11 protein-coding genes are annotated in these 14,434 nt (G+C 71.6%); 4 read left to right on the forward strand and 7 right to left on the reverse strand.

The window, feature by feature from the left end; translation table 11 throughout:
* Positions 1 to 102: 102 nt before the first annotated feature.
* Positions 103 to 909: an MgtC/SapB family protein gene (locus tag ACIG36_RS09745; RefSeq protein WP_399924792.1), complete on the forward strand. Its 807-nt coding sequence runs from the start codon at positions 103 to 105 to the stop codon at positions 907 to 909.
* Between the two features lie 36 nt (positions 910 to 945).
* Here ACIG36_RS09745 and ACIG36_RS09750 read toward each other — a convergent pair whose 3' ends face one another.
* Positions 946 to 2,040 carry an endonuclease/exonuclease/phosphatase family protein gene (locus tag ACIG36_RS09750; RefSeq protein WP_399924795.1) on the reverse strand — a complete coding sequence of 365 codons (1,095 nt, stop codon included), beginning with the start codon at positions 2,038 to 2,040 and terminating at the stop codon, positions 946 to 948.
* Between the two features lie 78 nt (positions 2,041 to 2,118).
* Positions 2,119 to 4,494, reverse strand: a complete 2,376-nt coding sequence (locus ACIG36_RS09755; RefSeq protein ID WP_399924798.1) for a collagenase — start codon at positions 4,492 to 4,494, stop codon at positions 2,119 to 2,121.
* A gap of 175 nt (positions 4,495 to 4,669) precedes the next feature.
* Here ACIG36_RS09755 and ACIG36_RS09760 point away from each other — a divergent pair, with 175 nt between their 5' ends.
* On the forward strand, positions 4,670 to 5,884 hold the full coding sequence (locus ACIG36_RS09760) for a M6 family metalloprotease domain-containing protein (protein WP_399924801.1): 1,215 nt from the start codon (positions 4,670 to 4,672) through the stop codon (positions 5,882 to 5,884).
* A gap of 75 nt (positions 5,885 to 5,959) precedes the next feature.
* Here the strand turns inward: ACIG36_RS09760 and ACIG36_RS09765 are convergent, their stop codons facing one another.
* The 5 genes from ACIG36_RS09765 to ACIG36_RS09785 are packed head-to-tail and all read right to left on the reverse strand — an operon-like array spanning position 5,960 to position 11,688.
* Positions 5,960 to 6,940 carry an ABC transporter ATP-binding protein gene (locus tag ACIG36_RS09765; RefSeq protein WP_399924804.1) on the reverse strand — a complete coding sequence of 327 codons (981 nt, stop codon included), beginning with the start codon at positions 6,938 to 6,940 and terminating at the stop codon, positions 5,960 to 5,962.
* Positions 6,937 to 7,968, reverse strand: coding sequence for an ABC transporter ATP-binding protein (locus ACIG36_RS09770; protein WP_399924807.1), 1,032 nt, complete (start codon positions 7,966 to 7,968; stop codon positions 6,937 to 6,939). Before ACIG36_RS09770 ends, ACIG36_RS09765 begins: the two co-directional genes overlap by 4 nt.
* Positions 7,968 to 8,954 carry an ABC transporter permease gene (locus tag ACIG36_RS09775; RefSeq protein WP_399924811.1) on the reverse strand — a complete coding sequence of 329 codons (987 nt, stop codon included), beginning with the start codon at positions 8,952 to 8,954 and terminating at the stop codon, positions 7,968 to 7,970. The genes ACIG36_RS09770 and ACIG36_RS09775 overlap by 1 nt, the downstream gene beginning before the upstream one ends.
* A complete protein-coding gene (locus ACIG36_RS09780; protein WP_399924813.1) occupies positions 8,951 to 9,922 on the reverse strand; it encodes an ABC transporter permease in 972 nt (323 codons plus the stop codon). Before ACIG36_RS09780 ends, ACIG36_RS09775 begins: the two co-directional genes overlap by 4 nt.
* Before the next feature lie 14 nt (positions 9,923 to 9,936).
* Entirely contained in the window at positions 9,937 to 11,688 is a 1,752-nt protein-coding gene (locus tag ACIG36_RS09785) for an ABC transporter substrate-binding protein (RefSeq protein WP_399924816.1), read from the reverse strand.
* A 135-nt stretch (positions 11,689 to 11,823) separates the two neighbouring features.
* Here ACIG36_RS09785 and ACIG36_RS09790 point away from each other — a divergent pair, with 135 nt between their 5' ends.
* Positions 11,824 to 13,194: an aminopeptidase P family protein gene (locus ACIG36_RS09790; protein ID WP_399924819.1), complete on the forward strand. Its 1,371-nt coding sequence runs from the start codon at positions 11,824 to 11,826 to the stop codon at positions 13,192 to 13,194.
* A 74-nt stretch (positions 13,195 to 13,268) separates the two neighbouring features.
* A complete protein-coding gene (locus ACIG36_RS09795; RefSeq protein WP_399924822.1) occupies positions 13,269 to 14,426 on the forward strand; it encodes an NAD(P)/FAD-dependent oxidoreductase in 1,158 nt (385 codons plus the stop codon).
* Positions 14,427 to 14,434 lie beyond the last annotated feature (8 nt).

Here is a 14,434-nt window from a genome sequence, read left to right on the forward strand (position 1 = left end):
CGCGAACACCGGGCGCATCCGCCGGTTCAACATCTTGCCGTGACCGGCCGATAAGAGATCGATGAGCCGGTAGGACCGGCGGTGACGAAGGAGGGCGACGGCATGGCCATCGTCAACGAGTGGCACATGGCGGCCAACATCGGGGCCGGCCTGGGGTTCGGTGCGATCATCGGGCTGGAGCGGCAGTGGCGTGCCCGGATGGCGGGGCTGCGCACCAACGCGCTGGTCGCCGCCGGGTCCGCCCTCTTCGTCCTGCTGTCGATCTACGGCTTCTCCAGTGCGACCAGTACGACCGGCTACGACGGCTCGCGCGTCGCCGCGCAGATCGTCTCCGGCATCGGTTTCCTGGGCGCGGGCGTCATCATGCGCGACGGTCTGAGCGTGCGCGGCCTCAACACGGCGGCCACCCTGTGGTGTTCCGCCGCCGTGGGCGCCCTCGCCGGGACCGGGCTGTACGTGCTCGCGGCGCTCGGCACGGTCGGGGTGGTGGGGGCGAACACCCTGCTGCGGCCGCTGGCGCGCGGGCTGGACCGGGGGCCGCACGGCGGGGCCGAGGTGGCCACGGACTACCACTTCGAGGTGGTGTGCACCGAGCCCGAGGAGGCCCATGTGCGCACGCTCGTCGTGCAGGCCGTCGCCAGGCCCGGCTTCCGGCTGCGGTCCGTGCACAGCCAGGACGCCGAGAGCGCGGGCAAGGTGATGGTGTCGGCGGAGCTCACCACCGAGCGGCGCGACGACAGCCTCCTGGAGGAGGCCGTCAGCAGGCTCTCGCTCGAGCCGGCCGTCTCGGCCGTCAGCTGGACCGTGCTGCACGGCCCGGATGTCGAAAACGGCGAGGAGGACGACGAGGACTACGCCGCCGGGCGGCGGGCCCGGCGGCGGGTGCGGAACCTGTTCACGGGACGCTGAGGCGGCTCGTCGAAGACCTTCGTCCGAAGGCCTTCGTCACAGGTCGAGCTCGGCGACGAGGGCGGCGTGGTCGGAGGCCTGGTCGTGCGATCCGTGCACGCTGGGGAACGGGCTGCCGAACTCGAAGATCCCGCGCGTCTCCAGCTCCACTGCCGTCACCTTGCCGAACAGCTCCGGCGAGAACATCAGGTAGTCGATCTTGTCGGCTGCCTTGCACTTCCCATGGGTGCCGTCCGGGCCCTCGTACGCGTCGTGGGTCATGGCGTCCCGCAGGCCGGCATCCAGCAGGGACTTGAGCGGCACGCTGTCCGGGGTGTCGTTGAGGTCGCCGGCGACCACGACGTGGGCCGAGCGCTCGAGGGCCGCTTCGTAGAGCTTGGCGACGCGCTCGCCCTGGCGCTTGCGTTTCTCCGCACCGCCACCGATCTTGCTCTTGAAGTGGTTTCCCAGCAGCCACAGCGGCCGCCCGCCGACGTCGATCTCGAATTCCGGGCAGTCCCTGCTGAAGATGGGGAATTCGTCCTGGGGATTCTTCTTGTCGAAGATGTGCGAGCGTATCGAGGTGATCGAGCGCCGGCTGAGCAGCCCGACGTCGATGCCGCGGTTGTCGTTGCCGTCGATCAGCATGTTGAACGGATACGGCTCCCCGTCCATCTGGCCTGCCAGGACCTGTTCGTTGAAGCGGTGCAGGGTGAGCCGGTCCTCGACCTCGACCGTGAGCAGTATGTCGGCGTTCACCTCGGCGATCACCCTGGCCGTGTTCCGGATGGCGTCCAGGGAGAGGTCCCCCCGGACCAGCTCGGCCCAGCCGATCCAGGCCGCCCTTCCGGTGGCCTCGTCCCTCACCTGGACGTCGGTGCCCTGCCCCTTGAGCAGTTTGGCCCTGCCCTTGGGCTGGTTCATCAGGATCGTCTGGGTGGAGATCTCCTTGTTGACGTCGACGCTGTGCGCCAGAAGGATCTTGATGATCTCCTTCTTGTCGTCGTCCGTGTACTCCTTGTGGTCGAGAACTTCGACGAGTTCCCTGAAGGCGTCGAGTACGTCGTCGCGTATCCGGTCGTTGGGGATACCGAGGGCGACGGGCCGCCGGAAGAGATTCTCCGCGTTGAAGGTGGCGATGCGAATGCTCATGGCGCCTCCTCGTACACGTCCAATTCTCCGGCGGCCCGCCCGTGGCTGTCCAACGGAGTGGACCGCCGTTTTCGCGCGTCAGCCGCGCAGCGGCCCCTCGCAGCGGTAGTCCGCCGTGCCCGCCGGCCGGTCGGACCAGATGTCGACCTTGCCGAAGGAGCAGTTCATGTCGGCGAGGTTGTTGGAGGCCGTCTTCGCGCGGTCGAGTATGAAGTAGTCGACCGTCTCGGACATGTCCTTGAAGACCAGGTCGGCGTTGCCGGGGCTGCTCAGGTTGGCGGTGATGCGGCCCGTGCAGACGAAGCGGGGGCGGTCGGTGGTGCGGACGGAGCCGCACTCGGGGGTGTGGCCCGTCGAGGCGGTGAAGGACGAGCGGACCTGCTCGGCCGTGGCGTGCTGGAGGCGGTTGACCGGCGTGTACGTGGTGTTCGGCACGTACAGGTCCTTGACCTTGGCGATCTGCTTGTCGAGGAAGGCGTTGTAGTCCCGCTGCACGTACCAGTCGCGGCCCATGCGGTTGCGCCAGGCGTCGTACCCGGAGACGTCGTTCGCCCGGAGGTAGCCGTACATCTCGCGGAGCAGCGAGGGGCGTTCGGTCCACAGGTACTCGAAGAACGTCCCCGCGTACGAGTAGAACCGGAAGCCGTCGCGGTCGTACTCGGCGTGCAGCAGCTGGTCGACGGTCATGCGCGGCTTGCCGCCCGCCGTGTCGTCGATGATGCTCTGGACCAGCGACTTGCGGACCTTGATGCCGTCGTCGCGGGTGGCGCCGTCGAAGAACTCCGCCGTGCCCTCGTCCATCGCGGTGGTGCGGTCGTTCTGGTACCAGGGGCCCTCGCCGAAGCTGCCGGGCACCGCCCAGCGGCCGTTGAGGTAGTGCGTGTACTCGTGGCGGAACAGCTCCTCCAGCGTGAGCGTGGAGTCCTGCGGCACGCGGCGCTCGTACGTGTAGAAGGTGGCGCCCTTCTCGATGTAGATGCCGCCGTTGTTCGTGGCCATGCCGGTCAGCAGCGGGTGGTAGATCTCGTAGTCGGCGCGCGAGGCGTACAGCACGATGTTCAGCGAGGCGTTGGTGTCGCCGGCCAGCGGCTGCTCGGTGCCCAGGACCCGGTGGTACTGCGCCTTGACCTGCTTGCTCGCGTAGTAGAGGCGGTCGACGGTGGTCCGGGGCAGTGCGGTGCGCACCTTGATGGCGCCGTTGTCGTACGTGTACGTGTACGGGAAGATGCGGCGCTCGATGTCCGTCTTGCACACCCCGTACTGCTTGCACATCTCCAGCTCGTTCAGCCAGGTGACGATCTTGCCCCAGGGGGCGCTGCCCTGACCGAAGTTGCGGGTGGTGGTGTCCAGCAGCCCGCCCAGCGCGGAGCCGATCTCGCTCCTGACCGCGGCGACCTGGCTGAGCCGGCCGTACTCGTTGAGCGCGTCGCGCACCACCCACTCGTTCTCGGTGCCCTTGAGGTGGGTGTGTCCGGCGAAGGCCTTGAGGGCGGCGCGGTAGGCGGGGTCGGCGGCCACGGCCGCGTCGAACGCGGCGTCGTCGTTGTAGACGCCCAGGTAGCCCACGGACAGCGCGCCCAGTACGGCACCGCCCCAGGCCCGGTCCTTCGCGGTGTCGGGGTGCGAGGCGTCCATCATGCCCAGGACCCGCTTCATCAGCGGGAGCTGGTGGTGGCGCAGCCCGGGAACGCTGGCGGCGTAGAGGGCCTCGCGCAGCGTCTCGGCGTTGGTGCGGGTGGCGTCGAAGGTGCGCGCGGCGCTGCCGAAGTAGTAGACGGCGCGGCGGACGGCCTCCAGGGTCTGCGGGTCGGTGTGGTCGATCTCGTCGCGCGAGAAGTCGTGGTAGGCGGCGGCGTGGAGGTAGGTGAACAGCTCCAGCACGTGGGTGCTGTTCTTCCCGTCGTGGGAGTAGCCGTACCGCTCGGCGCGCAGCGCCACGGCGCGTACGTGCTCCTTCGACATCACGCGGGCCAGCCGCTGGTCCCAGGTCCACAGGATGTCGCGCAGGCAGCCGTCGGCGGTGACGGCCGGGTCGGCGAGGAACTCGGCGAACTGCTCGGGGCCGAGCCGGCTGACGCCGTCGAGCGTGCAGGGCACGCTCGTGCCGCCCACCTTGGCGCGCGGGGCGAGGGACTTGGCCTTGCCCTTGTCCTTGGCGTTCTCCTTGGCGTTCTTGGCCTGCGGCTTCGCCGGGCCCGGGACGCGTGCCCGCGTCAGGTCGCCCGGCCCCGCCTTGGACAGGTCGGAGGGCTTGGGGGCCTGGGCCAGCCTGGTGACCTCGTCGAACGGGTTGGGCGTGGGGGTGTCCGCCCGCGCGGCCGCCGACGGAGCGGTGGCGGAGGCGGGGGCAGGCGCGGGCGAGTCCGCGAAACCGGGCTGGACGACAGTGGTGCCGAGCGTCACGGCTATCGCGGCGGTGAGCAGGGATCTGCGCAGGGTTCTGGAGTGGGACACCGATGTCTCCTGTGTGTGGGAGGTGTTGAGTGATGCGCACGCGAATGGGGGGTGAGAGGCGGCGCCATGTGATGCGTAACGTAGTAATGTGAAATGTTACTGACAACCCCTTAGATGTTCCGGATTCCGCCCGGGATCAAGGGGAGGACCATTTGCGCAGGTCAACGGGGGTTCGATGAACACCAGGAAAAAAAGCGTTATTTCAGGGTCGCGAATAGCGTCGTGGCCGGCGGCGCTGCTCGCCGCCGTCCTGCTGCTCCTCTGCGCGCCACCACTCGCCGAGGCCGCAGGCAGAGCGGCGGTGCGCGACAGCGCCTCCCGGTGCGCCCTTCCCGGCGCCACCGGTTGGACCGACGAGGGGCACGACACCGACCACTCCGTCTTCCAGCGCCCCACCGGCACCATCAACGTCGGCATGATCTTCGTGGACTTCCCCGACGCGCCCGCCACCGAGCACCCGGCCACCGCCGGCGCCCGGATCACGCCCGGCGCGGACTGGATGTGGCACGCCTCCTACGGCAAGGTCTGGCCGGCCATCAGTCAGCACCAGCGGTGGGTGCGCATGCCGCACCGCTCCACGGACTACGGCTTCGCCCGCGGGCTGACGCACGAGACGCACGAGGCGTACCTCAAGGACGCCGTGACCGCGGCCGACCCGTCCGTGGACTTCTCCCGCTACGACACCGTCTACGTCGTCGCCACCCGCAACGCCACCGCCATCCCCTTCACCCCCACCTACATTTACGAGCCGGGCACGCGGGGCGTCGTCGCCGACGGCACCCGAGTGAAGTGGGCGGTGACGTTCGGTCAGGACATGTGGCACTGGGACCACCGGCTGGTGGGCCACGAGACGGCGCACACCTTCGGCCTGCCCGACCTCTACGCCTTCGACGCGGGCTCCGACGCCCACCGCTTCACCGGCGGCTGGGACGTGATGGGACTGATCGGCGGCGCCGGCTCGCAGTACTTCGCCTGGCACTCGTGGAAGCTCGGCTGGACCGGTGACGACCAGGTGCTCTGCCGGGCGACGCGCGGCAGCGACACGGTCCGTCTGACCGCCGTCGGCTACCACACCGGCACCAAGATGGCCGTCCTGCGCACCGGCCCGACCACCGCCTACGTCGTGGAATCCCGGCGGGCGGTCAACGCGGACGCGGGCGCCCGTTCGACGGGCGCCCTGGTCTACAAGGTCGACTCGTCCGTGCCGACCGGAAAGGGCCCGATCCGGGTGATCGACGCCAGGCCGGCCACCACCCCCGTGGGCGGCCGGCCGCTGGACGACGCCCCGTTCGCCTCCGGCCGGTCGTTCACCGACCACTCCGCCGGCGTCCGCATCGAGGTCCTGGACGCCGACAGCTCCGGCGACACCGTCCGCGTCACCAAGTGGTGACGCGATAAAGGGACGTAGGACGCGCCGGTGCCCCGGATCCCCCCATGGAACCAGGGCACCGGGGCCCCCTTTCGCTCAGGCGGCCTCGGGGAAGTGACAGGCCACCTGGCGAGCCTCGCCCGGCACCGCGATCCGCAGTGCCGGGACCTCGGTGCGGCAGATCTCCCGCGCCTTCGGGCAGCGCGGATGGAACGTGCAGCCCGGCGGGGGAGCCGCCGGGCTCGGCGGATCGCCGAGCAGCGTGATGCGCTCCCGCGCCCGCTCGGCCGCCGGATCCGGCAGCGGAACGGCCGAGAGCAGGGCCCGGGTGTACGGATGGGCCGGGGCCGCGTACACGCGCTCCTTGTCGCCGATCTCCACGATCCGGCCCAGGTACATCACCGCCACCCGGTCGCAGACCCGCTTGACCACCGACAGGTCATGGGCGATGAACAGGTAGGCCAGCCCCAGCTCCCGCCGCAGCCGCTCCATCAGGTTGACGATCTGGGCCTGCACGGAGACGTCGAGGGCGGAGACCGGCTCGTCCGCGACGACCAGCCGGGGGCCGGTGGCGAGCGAGCGGGCGATGCCGATGCGCTGCGCCTGCCCGCCGGAGAACTCGTGCGGATAGCGGTCGATGTGCTCGGGGATGAGCCCGACCAGCTCCATCAGCTCCACCGCCCGCCGGCGCGCCTCGGCCGCCGGAGTGCCCTGCACCAGCAGCGGGTCGGCGATGATCCGGGCCACCGTCTGCCGCGGGTTGAGGGAGGAGTGCGGATCCTGGAAGACCATCTGCAGCTCCCGGCGGAGCGGCTTGAGTTCGCGGGGGCGCAGCCGGCTGATGTCACGGCCGTCGTAGGTGATCGTTCCGGCCGTCGGCTCCAGGAGTCGCACGATCATGCGGCCGGTGGTGGACTTGCCGCAGCCGGACTCCCCGACCAGGCCCAGTGTCTCGCCCGCCGCGATGTCGAAGCCGATGCCGTCGACGGCCCGTACGGGCGCCGAGCGGCTGCCGCGGCCGGGGAAGGTCATCGTCAGGTCCCGTACGGACAGCAGGGGAGCGGCGGTGGGGGTCATGGGGTGCCTTTCCGGGCCTCGGCGGGGGCGTGCTGGGGGAAGTGGCAGGCGACCAGGCGCCCGTGGGCCGATGTGGGTTCCGGCCTGGTCGTCGCGCAGCGGTCGCGCTCGTCCGGCGGGGCGGCCGCCGCGCGCGGGCAGCGCGGAGCGAAGGCGCAGCCCGGGGCGGGGGTCAGGAGTGAGGGCGGGCTGCCGGGGATCGCCCGCAGGGGCGCGTCGTCCGTGTCGTCGAGGCGGGGCAGGGAGTCGAGCAGGCCGCGGGTGTAGGGGTGGTGGGGGTCGGCGAACAGCGCGTCCACCGGGGCCTGTTCGGCGGCCCGCCCGCCGTACATCACCAGGACCTCCCCGGCGACGCGGGCCACCACGCCGAGGTCGTGCGTGATCATCACGACGGCCAGGCCCCGGTCCTGCTGCAGGCGGGCGATCAGCTCCAGGATCTGCGCCTGGACGGTGACGTCGAGGGCGGTGGTGGGCTCGTCGGCGATGAGCAGTTCGGGTTCGCAGGCGAGCGCCATGGCGATCATCACGCGCTGGCGCATCCCGCCGGAGAACTGGTGCGGGTACTCGCCCGCGCGCCGCGCGGGCTCGGGGATGCCGACCTCGCCGAGCATCTCGACGGCACGGCGGCGGGCGGCGGCCCGGCGGGAGCCGAAGTGCACGCGGTGGTGCTCGGCGATCTGCTCGCCGACGGTGTAGTAGGGGTGGAGACTGGACAGCGGGTCCTGGAAGATCATCGCCATCCGGCGGCCGCGCAGCCTGTTGAGCTCGCCCTCGGGCAGCCCGACCAGCTCCCGGCCGTCGAGGGCGATGGAGCCGGTGACCTCGGCGCCCGTGTGCAGGCCCAGCACGGCGAGCGAGGTGACGGACTTGCCCGACCCCGACTCGCCGACGATGCCGAGGGTCTGGCCGCGGCGCACCGAGAAGGTGAGCGCGTCGACGGCCCGCACGGGCCCGCGCCCGGTGCGGAAGGTGACGGTCAGGTCCCGGACCGACAACAGGGGCCTCTCTTCGGCGTGCGGGACGGCCATCAGAACCTCACTCTCGGGTCGACGACGGCGTAGAGCAGGTCGACGGCCAGGTTGGCGACGACGATGAAGACGGCGGCCAGCAGGGTGACGCCGAGGATGACGGGCTGGTCACCGGTGGACAGGGCGCCGTGGAAGAGCCGTCCGACGCCGGGGAGTCCGAAGATGGACTCGGTGATGACCGCGCCCGCGAGCAGTCCGCCCAGGTCCATGCCGAAGAGGGTGAGGACGGGCGTCATGCCGGCGCGCAGTCCGTGCTTGACGACGACCTTGCGGCGCGGCAGGCCCTTGGCACGGGCGGTGCGGATGTAGGGCTCCGCCATCGTCTCGATCATGGAACTGCGGCTCTGGCGCGCGTACATCGCCGCGTACAGGACGGCGAGGGCGAGCCACGGCAGGAGCAGGTTCGACGCCCAGTCCAGGGGATCGTCGCCGAAGGGCACGTACTGCGGGTAGGGCAGCAGCCCGGCCACCCGGATCACGCCGTAGATCAGCATCATCGAGGTGAAGTAGACCGGCAGCGAGGCGGCGCCGACCGCGCCGACCATCAGGGCCCGGTCGGTGAGGGAGTCCTTGCGCAGGGCCGCGGTGACCCCGGCGCTCAGCCCGAGCAGCAGCCACAGCGCGGCCGCGCCCAGCGCCAGCGAGGCGGAGACCGGGAGGCGGTCCATCAGCAGGTCCCAGACGGCCTCGGAGTTCTCGTAGGAGTAGCCGAGGCAGGGGAAGTCGCAGTGCAGGGCGTACTGCCCGCTGCCCATGGTGCGGCCGGTGAAGATGCCGGTGACGAAGTCGGCGAACTGCCGCCACAGCGGCCGGTCCAGGCCCATGTGGGCGCGGATCGCCTCGAGCCGCTCGGTGCTGCAGGACTTGCCGCAGGCGGCGGCCGCGGGGTCGGAGGGCAGGACGTAGAAGACGGTGAAGGTGACGGCGGCGACGGCGAGGAGCACGCCGACGACGCCCAGCAGGCGGCGGGCGGTGTAGAGGATCATGTGCGGCCGCTCCTCGGGTCGAGGACGTCGCGCAGCGCGTCGCCGAGCAGGGTGAAGGCGAGCACGGTCAGGAAGAGGCAGGTGCTGGGGATGATGAAGTACATGGGATCCGTGTCGTAGAAGGCGACGCTCTCGGCGATCATCTGGCCCCAGGAGGGGGTGGGCGGGCGGACGCCGACGCCCAGGTAGCTCAGGGCGGCCTCGGTGGCGATCATGCCGGGGACGATGAGGGTGGTACTGGCGATGACGGGCCCGGAGACGCCGGGCAGGATCTCCCGGGTGAGGATCCGCCAGGGCCCCGAGCCGCCGACGCGGGCGGCGTCGACGTACTCGCGGTGCTTGAGGGAGAGGGTCTGGCCGCGCACGACGCGGGCGACGCCGGGCCAGCCGAACACGCCGATGACCGCGGTCATCAGGGCGACGCGGTTGACGTCCTTGGCCACCGACATCATCGCGATCATGAAGATGAGGGAGGGGAAGGACATGGTGAGGTCCATCAGGCGGGAGAGCACGGCGTCGGTGCGCCCGCCGAAGTAGCCCGCGGCGATGCCGGCCGCCGTTCCGGCGGCGACGACGATCGCGGTGGCGGTGAACGCGATGAACAGCGAGACCTGGGCCCCGTGGACGACGCGGGCGAACAGGTCGCGGCCGGTGACGGGCTCCACGCCGAGCCAGTGGTCGGGGGAGACGCCGCCGAACGGGCCGATGGGCCGGCCGCCGAGGTAGGGGTCGACGGCGCTCTTGTCGAACTCCTCGGGGGACCAGCCGCCGAGCGCGCTCAGCAGCGGGGCGCCGGCTGCCATGAGCAGGAAGAGGGCGATGACGGCCAGGGCGACGCGCACGGAGGCGCGGCGGAGCAGTTCGGTGCGGGCCAGGCGCCAGGGGCCGCTGCCGGTGGGTGCCGCGGCCGGGGCGGGCGTGGTGCCGGGCGTGGTGCCGGCGGTGGTGCCGGTGGTGGTGTCGTTCATGGTGTGGCGGCCCTTCAGCCCTGGCCCTTGGCGGGGTCCTTGAGGCCGACGGTGGCGTAGTCGAGCTGGCCGCCGAAGGAGGTGTGCCCGTAGGCGCCGGCGATGTTGGTGCCCAGCACCAGTGGCCACCGGCGGATCAGGACGGGGACGGTGGGCGCCTTGGCGAGGATCGTGCCGTCGAGCTCGCGCCAGGCCGTGGCCGCCTGCCGGGTGTCGGTCATGGCAGCGATCTCGTCCATGCGCTTCATGGTCGCGTCGTCGCGGAAGAGGGAGTGGTTGCCGGAGTTGCCCTTGTCCTTGATGAAGCGGCCGTCGAAGACGAAGGGCAGGAAGGTGGAGCCGGAGGGGTAGTCGGGGCACCAGCCGGTGTAGACCAGGTCGGTGCGGTTCCTGGTGTCGCCGATGGTGGCGTAGAACGCGGACGGGTCGACCGTCTCGATGACGACCTTGATGCCGGCCCGGCCCAGGGACTGCTGGATCGCCTCGGCCCGGCCCTTGTCGCCGGCCGAGACGGTGATCCGGGTGGTCAGCCCGTCCGGTCTCCCCGCCTCCTTCAGCAGTTGCTTCGCCTTCGCCACGTCGCCGGTGGCGGGGATCGCGGTGGTGTCGGGCTGCTTGCCGCCGAAGAGGGCGGCCGGCATGTACGCGGTCGACAGGTCGTTGAAGGCGGGCCCGCCGGAGGCGGTCAGGACGGCGTCCCGGTCCAGCGCGTACAGCACCGCCCGGCGCACCCGCACGTCGTCGAAGGGGGCCCGGCCGGTGTGCATCTGGACCATGTCGGTGCAGCTGGTGGACTCGGCGATCAGCCGCTCGCGCACCTCGTCCCGGGGCAGGACCTTCGCGGCGCTCTCCGGCCGTACGGCGTACCAGGAGACGGCCGAGGCGTCCGCGCCCCGGCTGGCGATCATCCGGTCGTCGATCTGGTTGGCCTTCAGGCCCATGACGACCACCAGCCGGTCGGGGTAGGCCTTGCGGACCTCGTCGGTGCCCGGATCCCAGTGGTCGTTGCGCACCAGGACGAGCTTCTTGCCGCGCGCGTAGCTCTCGACCTTGTAGGGGCCGGAGGAGAAGGGCCGGTTGTCGTACTGCGGCCCCTTGTCCCTGGCCTTCGGCACGGGCGCGAAGGTGGGCATCACGGTGGCGTTGGGGAACTCGGCGAAGGGCTTGCGCAGGTCGAAGACGATGGTGCGGTCGTCCGGCGTCCTGATGGAGTCCAGGTGCCTGCCCTCGGCGGGGCCCCGGTAGCCCTCGGCGCCGGCGAGGTAGCGGGCGGCGTAGTCGGCGCCGCCGGGCAGGTCGGGGGAGAAGGACCGCTCCACGTTGTACTTGACGTCCTGGGCGGTGACGGGCGAGCCGTCCTCGTACCGCACCCCCTCCTTGAGGCGGAACGTCCACGTCCGGGCGCCGTTCGAGGGCGTGCCCAGGTCGGTGGCGAGGTCGGGCACCAGCTCGGCGCCCTTGCCGCCGGGGGCGGCGCGGTAGGTCACCAGGGTGCGGTAGAGCAGCCGGGTGCCGAAGTCCATGTCGCTCATGACCCAGTTGCGGGCCGGGTCGAGGTGGGTGAAGTCCTGGTTGGACAGCACGGTGAGGGTGCCGCCCTTGCGGGGAGTGCCGCCGACCACGGTGCCTTCGCCGGCGGCCGCGCGGTGCTTGCCGCCGCCCCTCGCGCTGTCCTCCCGGTGCCCTCCGGAGCAGCCGGCCGCCCCGAGGGCGACGGTGGCCGCCGCCAGGGCGGCGGCGATGGCGGTGCATGTGCGCTTGTTCATCAGTGGTCACTCCGTGAACTGTCGAACAGCCATGGCTGAAATGTGACCCGTAACATAGTAATGTGAAATTGCACTGACAAGACGTCAGCCCCTGCTCAGCCTCTCCGTTATCCACCTGTGTCCGAGGAGGACCCCGTGAAGGAAGCCGCAACCACCGCGATCCGCACGGTCAGTCATGATCTGCCCGTGTCGGCGGAGTTCGAGGAGTTCATGGCGGGCGGCTGGTCGGCCACCCCGCTGCCCGGCGACATCCGGCTGCCCGTGGCGGACCTCGCCGCCGCCCGCCGCGCCAGGCTGTCCGCCCGCTTCCCCGGCGAGCGGCTGATCGTCCCCGCCGGTGAGCTGAAGGTCCGCTCCAACGACATGGACCACCGCTTCCGCCCGCACAGCGCGTACGCCTGGCTGACCGGGCTCACCGGCGAGGACCAGGTGGGCCACGTCCTCGTCCTGGAGCCCGACGGGCCGCACCGGCACGAGGCCGTGCTGTACCTGCGCCCCCGCTCGCCCCGCGTCGGCACGGAGTTCTACCGCGACCGCCGCTACGGCGAGTTCTGGGTCGGCCGGCGCCCCGACCTCGCCGAGGCCGAGCGCATGACCGGCATCCGCTGCCTCCACCTCGACGACCTCGGGCTCCTGCCGCCGGGCCGCGACGCGTCCCGCGACACCGGCCTCGCCTCGGTCCTGAGCGAACTGCGCCTGGTGAAGGACGCGTGGGAGGTCGAGCAGCTGCAGCTGGCCGTCGACCACACCGCCGCCGGCTTCGAGGACGTCGTCCGTGCGCTGCCCCGCGCCCTGGAACACCCGCGCGGCGAGCGATGGATCGAGGGCGTCTTCGGGCTGCGCGCCCGCACGGAGGGCAACGGCCCCGGCTACGAGACCATCGCCGCCTCCGGTGCCCACGCGTGCGTGCTGCACTGGATACGCAACGACGGACGCCTGAACCCCGACGAACTCCTCCTGCTCGACGCCGGGGTGGAGACCGACACCCTCTACACCGCCGACATCACCCGCACCCTGCCGCTCTCCGGGCGCTTCTCGCCCGTCCAGCGCGAGGTGTACGAACTCGTCCTCGCCGCCCAGGAGGCGGGCATCGCCGCGCTGCGGCCGGGCGCGAGCTTCCGCGACTTCCACCGGGCCGGCATGCGCGTCATCGCCGAGGGCCTCGCGGAGTGGGGCGTGCTCAAGAGTCCTGAGGGCGACTTCCACCGCCGCTACACCCTGTGCAGCAGCGGGCACATGCTCGGCCTGGACGTCCACGACTGCGCCCAGGCGCGGGCCGACGCCTACCTCGACGGCGTCCTGGAGGAGGGCCAGGTCCTCACCGTCGAACCCGGGCTCTACCTCCAGCCCGACGACGAGACGCTGCCGCCCGAACTGCGCGGCATCGGCGTGCGGATCGAGGACGACCTGGTCATCACGGACGGAGGGGCGCGGCTGATGTCCGGGGCGCTGCCCAGGACGCCGGACGCGATCGAGGCGTGGATGGGCGAGCTGACGGAGAGGTAGGAGCTGACGGAGAGGTAGAAATCGCGAGCGGACGGCTCTTGGCACGCCTCAGTGCAATGTGAAATATTACTGACGTGCCCAAGAGTAACTCCCCGGACCACGCGGACGTCATCGTCGTCGGAGCGGGCGTGGTCGGCGCCGCCTGCGCCTACTACGCCGCCCGCGCCGGCCTGTCCGTCACCGTCGTCGACCGAGGTCCCGTCGCCGGCGGAACCACCGGCGCGGGCGAGGGCAACCTCCTCGTCTCCGACAAGGAACCCGGCCCCGAACTCGACCTCGCCCTGCTCTCCACCCGCCTGTGGCGCGAACTCGACGCCGCGCTCGGGGAACGGACCGAGTACGAGCCGAAGGGCGGCCTCGTCGTCGCCTCGACCGGCACGACCCTGGACGCGCTGCGGGACTTCGCCGGAGCGCAGGCCAAGGCCGGCGTCACGGCCGAGGAGATCCCCGCGGACCGGCTGCACGACCTCGAGCCGCACCTCGCCCCCGGCCTCGCCGGCGGCTTCCACTACCCCCAGGACGCCCAGGTCCAGCCCGCCCTCGCCGCCGCCCACCTGCTGCGCGCCTCCGGCGCCCGGGTGCGCACCGGCCAGGAGGTCACCGCCGTCCTCACCGGCCCGTCCGGCGAGGTGCGGGGCGTGCGGACACCCGGCGGCGACCTGCTCGCCCCCCACGTGGTGAACGCCGCCGGCACCTGGGGCGGCGAGGTGGCCCGGCTCGCCGGAAGCCACCTGCCCGTCCTGCCCCGCCGCGGCTTCGTGCTCGTCACCGAACCGCTGCCGCGCGTGGTGCGGCACAAGGTCTACGCGGCGGACTACGTCGCCGACGTGGCCAGCGACTCGGCGGCCCTGCAGACCTCCGCCGTCGTCGAGGGCACCCCCGCAGGTCCCGTCCTGATCGGCGCCAGCCGCGAACGCGTCGGCTTCGACCGCACGCTGTCCGCCGAGGCGCTGCGCCGCCTCGCGCGCGGGGCCACCGAGCTGTTCCCCGTGCTGGCCGGGGTACGGGCGATCCGCGCGTACGCGGGCTTCCGCCCGTACCTGCCCGACCACCTGCCCGCCATCGGCGCCGACCCCGCCGTCCCCGGCCTGCTGCACGCCTGCGGGCACGAGGGCGCCGGCATCGGCCTCGCCCCGGCCACCGGCGTGATCGTCGCCGCACTGCTGACGGGCGCCGAACCACCCCTCGACATCCGCCCGTTCGGCCCCGGCCGTTTCGCGCCCGCCGCCTGAACCCCACC

The sequence above is a fragment of the Streptomyces sp. NPDC053048 genome, assembly GCF_044547045.1.
Lineage (GTDB): Bacteria > Actinomycetota > Actinomycetes > Streptomycetales > Streptomycetaceae > Streptomyces.

Bases quoted from the DNA above. Each gene is read 5' to 3' on its own strand.
- ACIG36_RS09745 (WP_399924792.1), top strand. From the start codon at position 103: ATGGCCATCGTCAACGAGTGGCACATGGCGGCCAACATCGGGGCCGGC.
- ACIG36_RS09750 (WP_399924795.1), bottom strand. From the start codon at position 2,040: ATGAGCATTCGCATCGCCACCTTCAACGCGGAGAATCTCTTCCGGCGG.
- ACIG36_RS09760 (WP_399924801.1), top strand. From the start codon at position 4,670: ATGAACACCAGGAAAAAAAGCGTTATTTCAGGGTCGCGAATAGCGTCG.
- ACIG36_RS09765 (WP_399924804.1), bottom strand. From the start codon at position 6,940: ATGACCCCCACCGCCGCTCCCCTGCTGTCCGTACGGGACCTGACGATG.
- ACIG36_RS09770 (WP_399924807.1), bottom strand. From the start codon at position 7,968: ATGGCCGTCCCGCACGCCGAAGAGAGGCCCCTGTTGTCGGTCCGGGAC.
- ACIG36_RS09775 (WP_399924811.1), bottom strand. From the start codon at position 8,954: ATGATCCTCTACACCGCCCGCCGCCTGCTGGGCGTCGTCGGCGTGCTC.
- ACIG36_RS09780 (WP_399924813.1), bottom strand. From the start codon at position 9,922: ATGAACGACACCACCACCGGCACCACCGCCGGCACCACGCCCGGCACC.
- ACIG36_RS09785 (WP_399924816.1), bottom strand. From the start codon at position 11,688: ATGAACAAGCGCACATGCACCGCCATCGCCGCCGCCCTGGCGGCGGCC.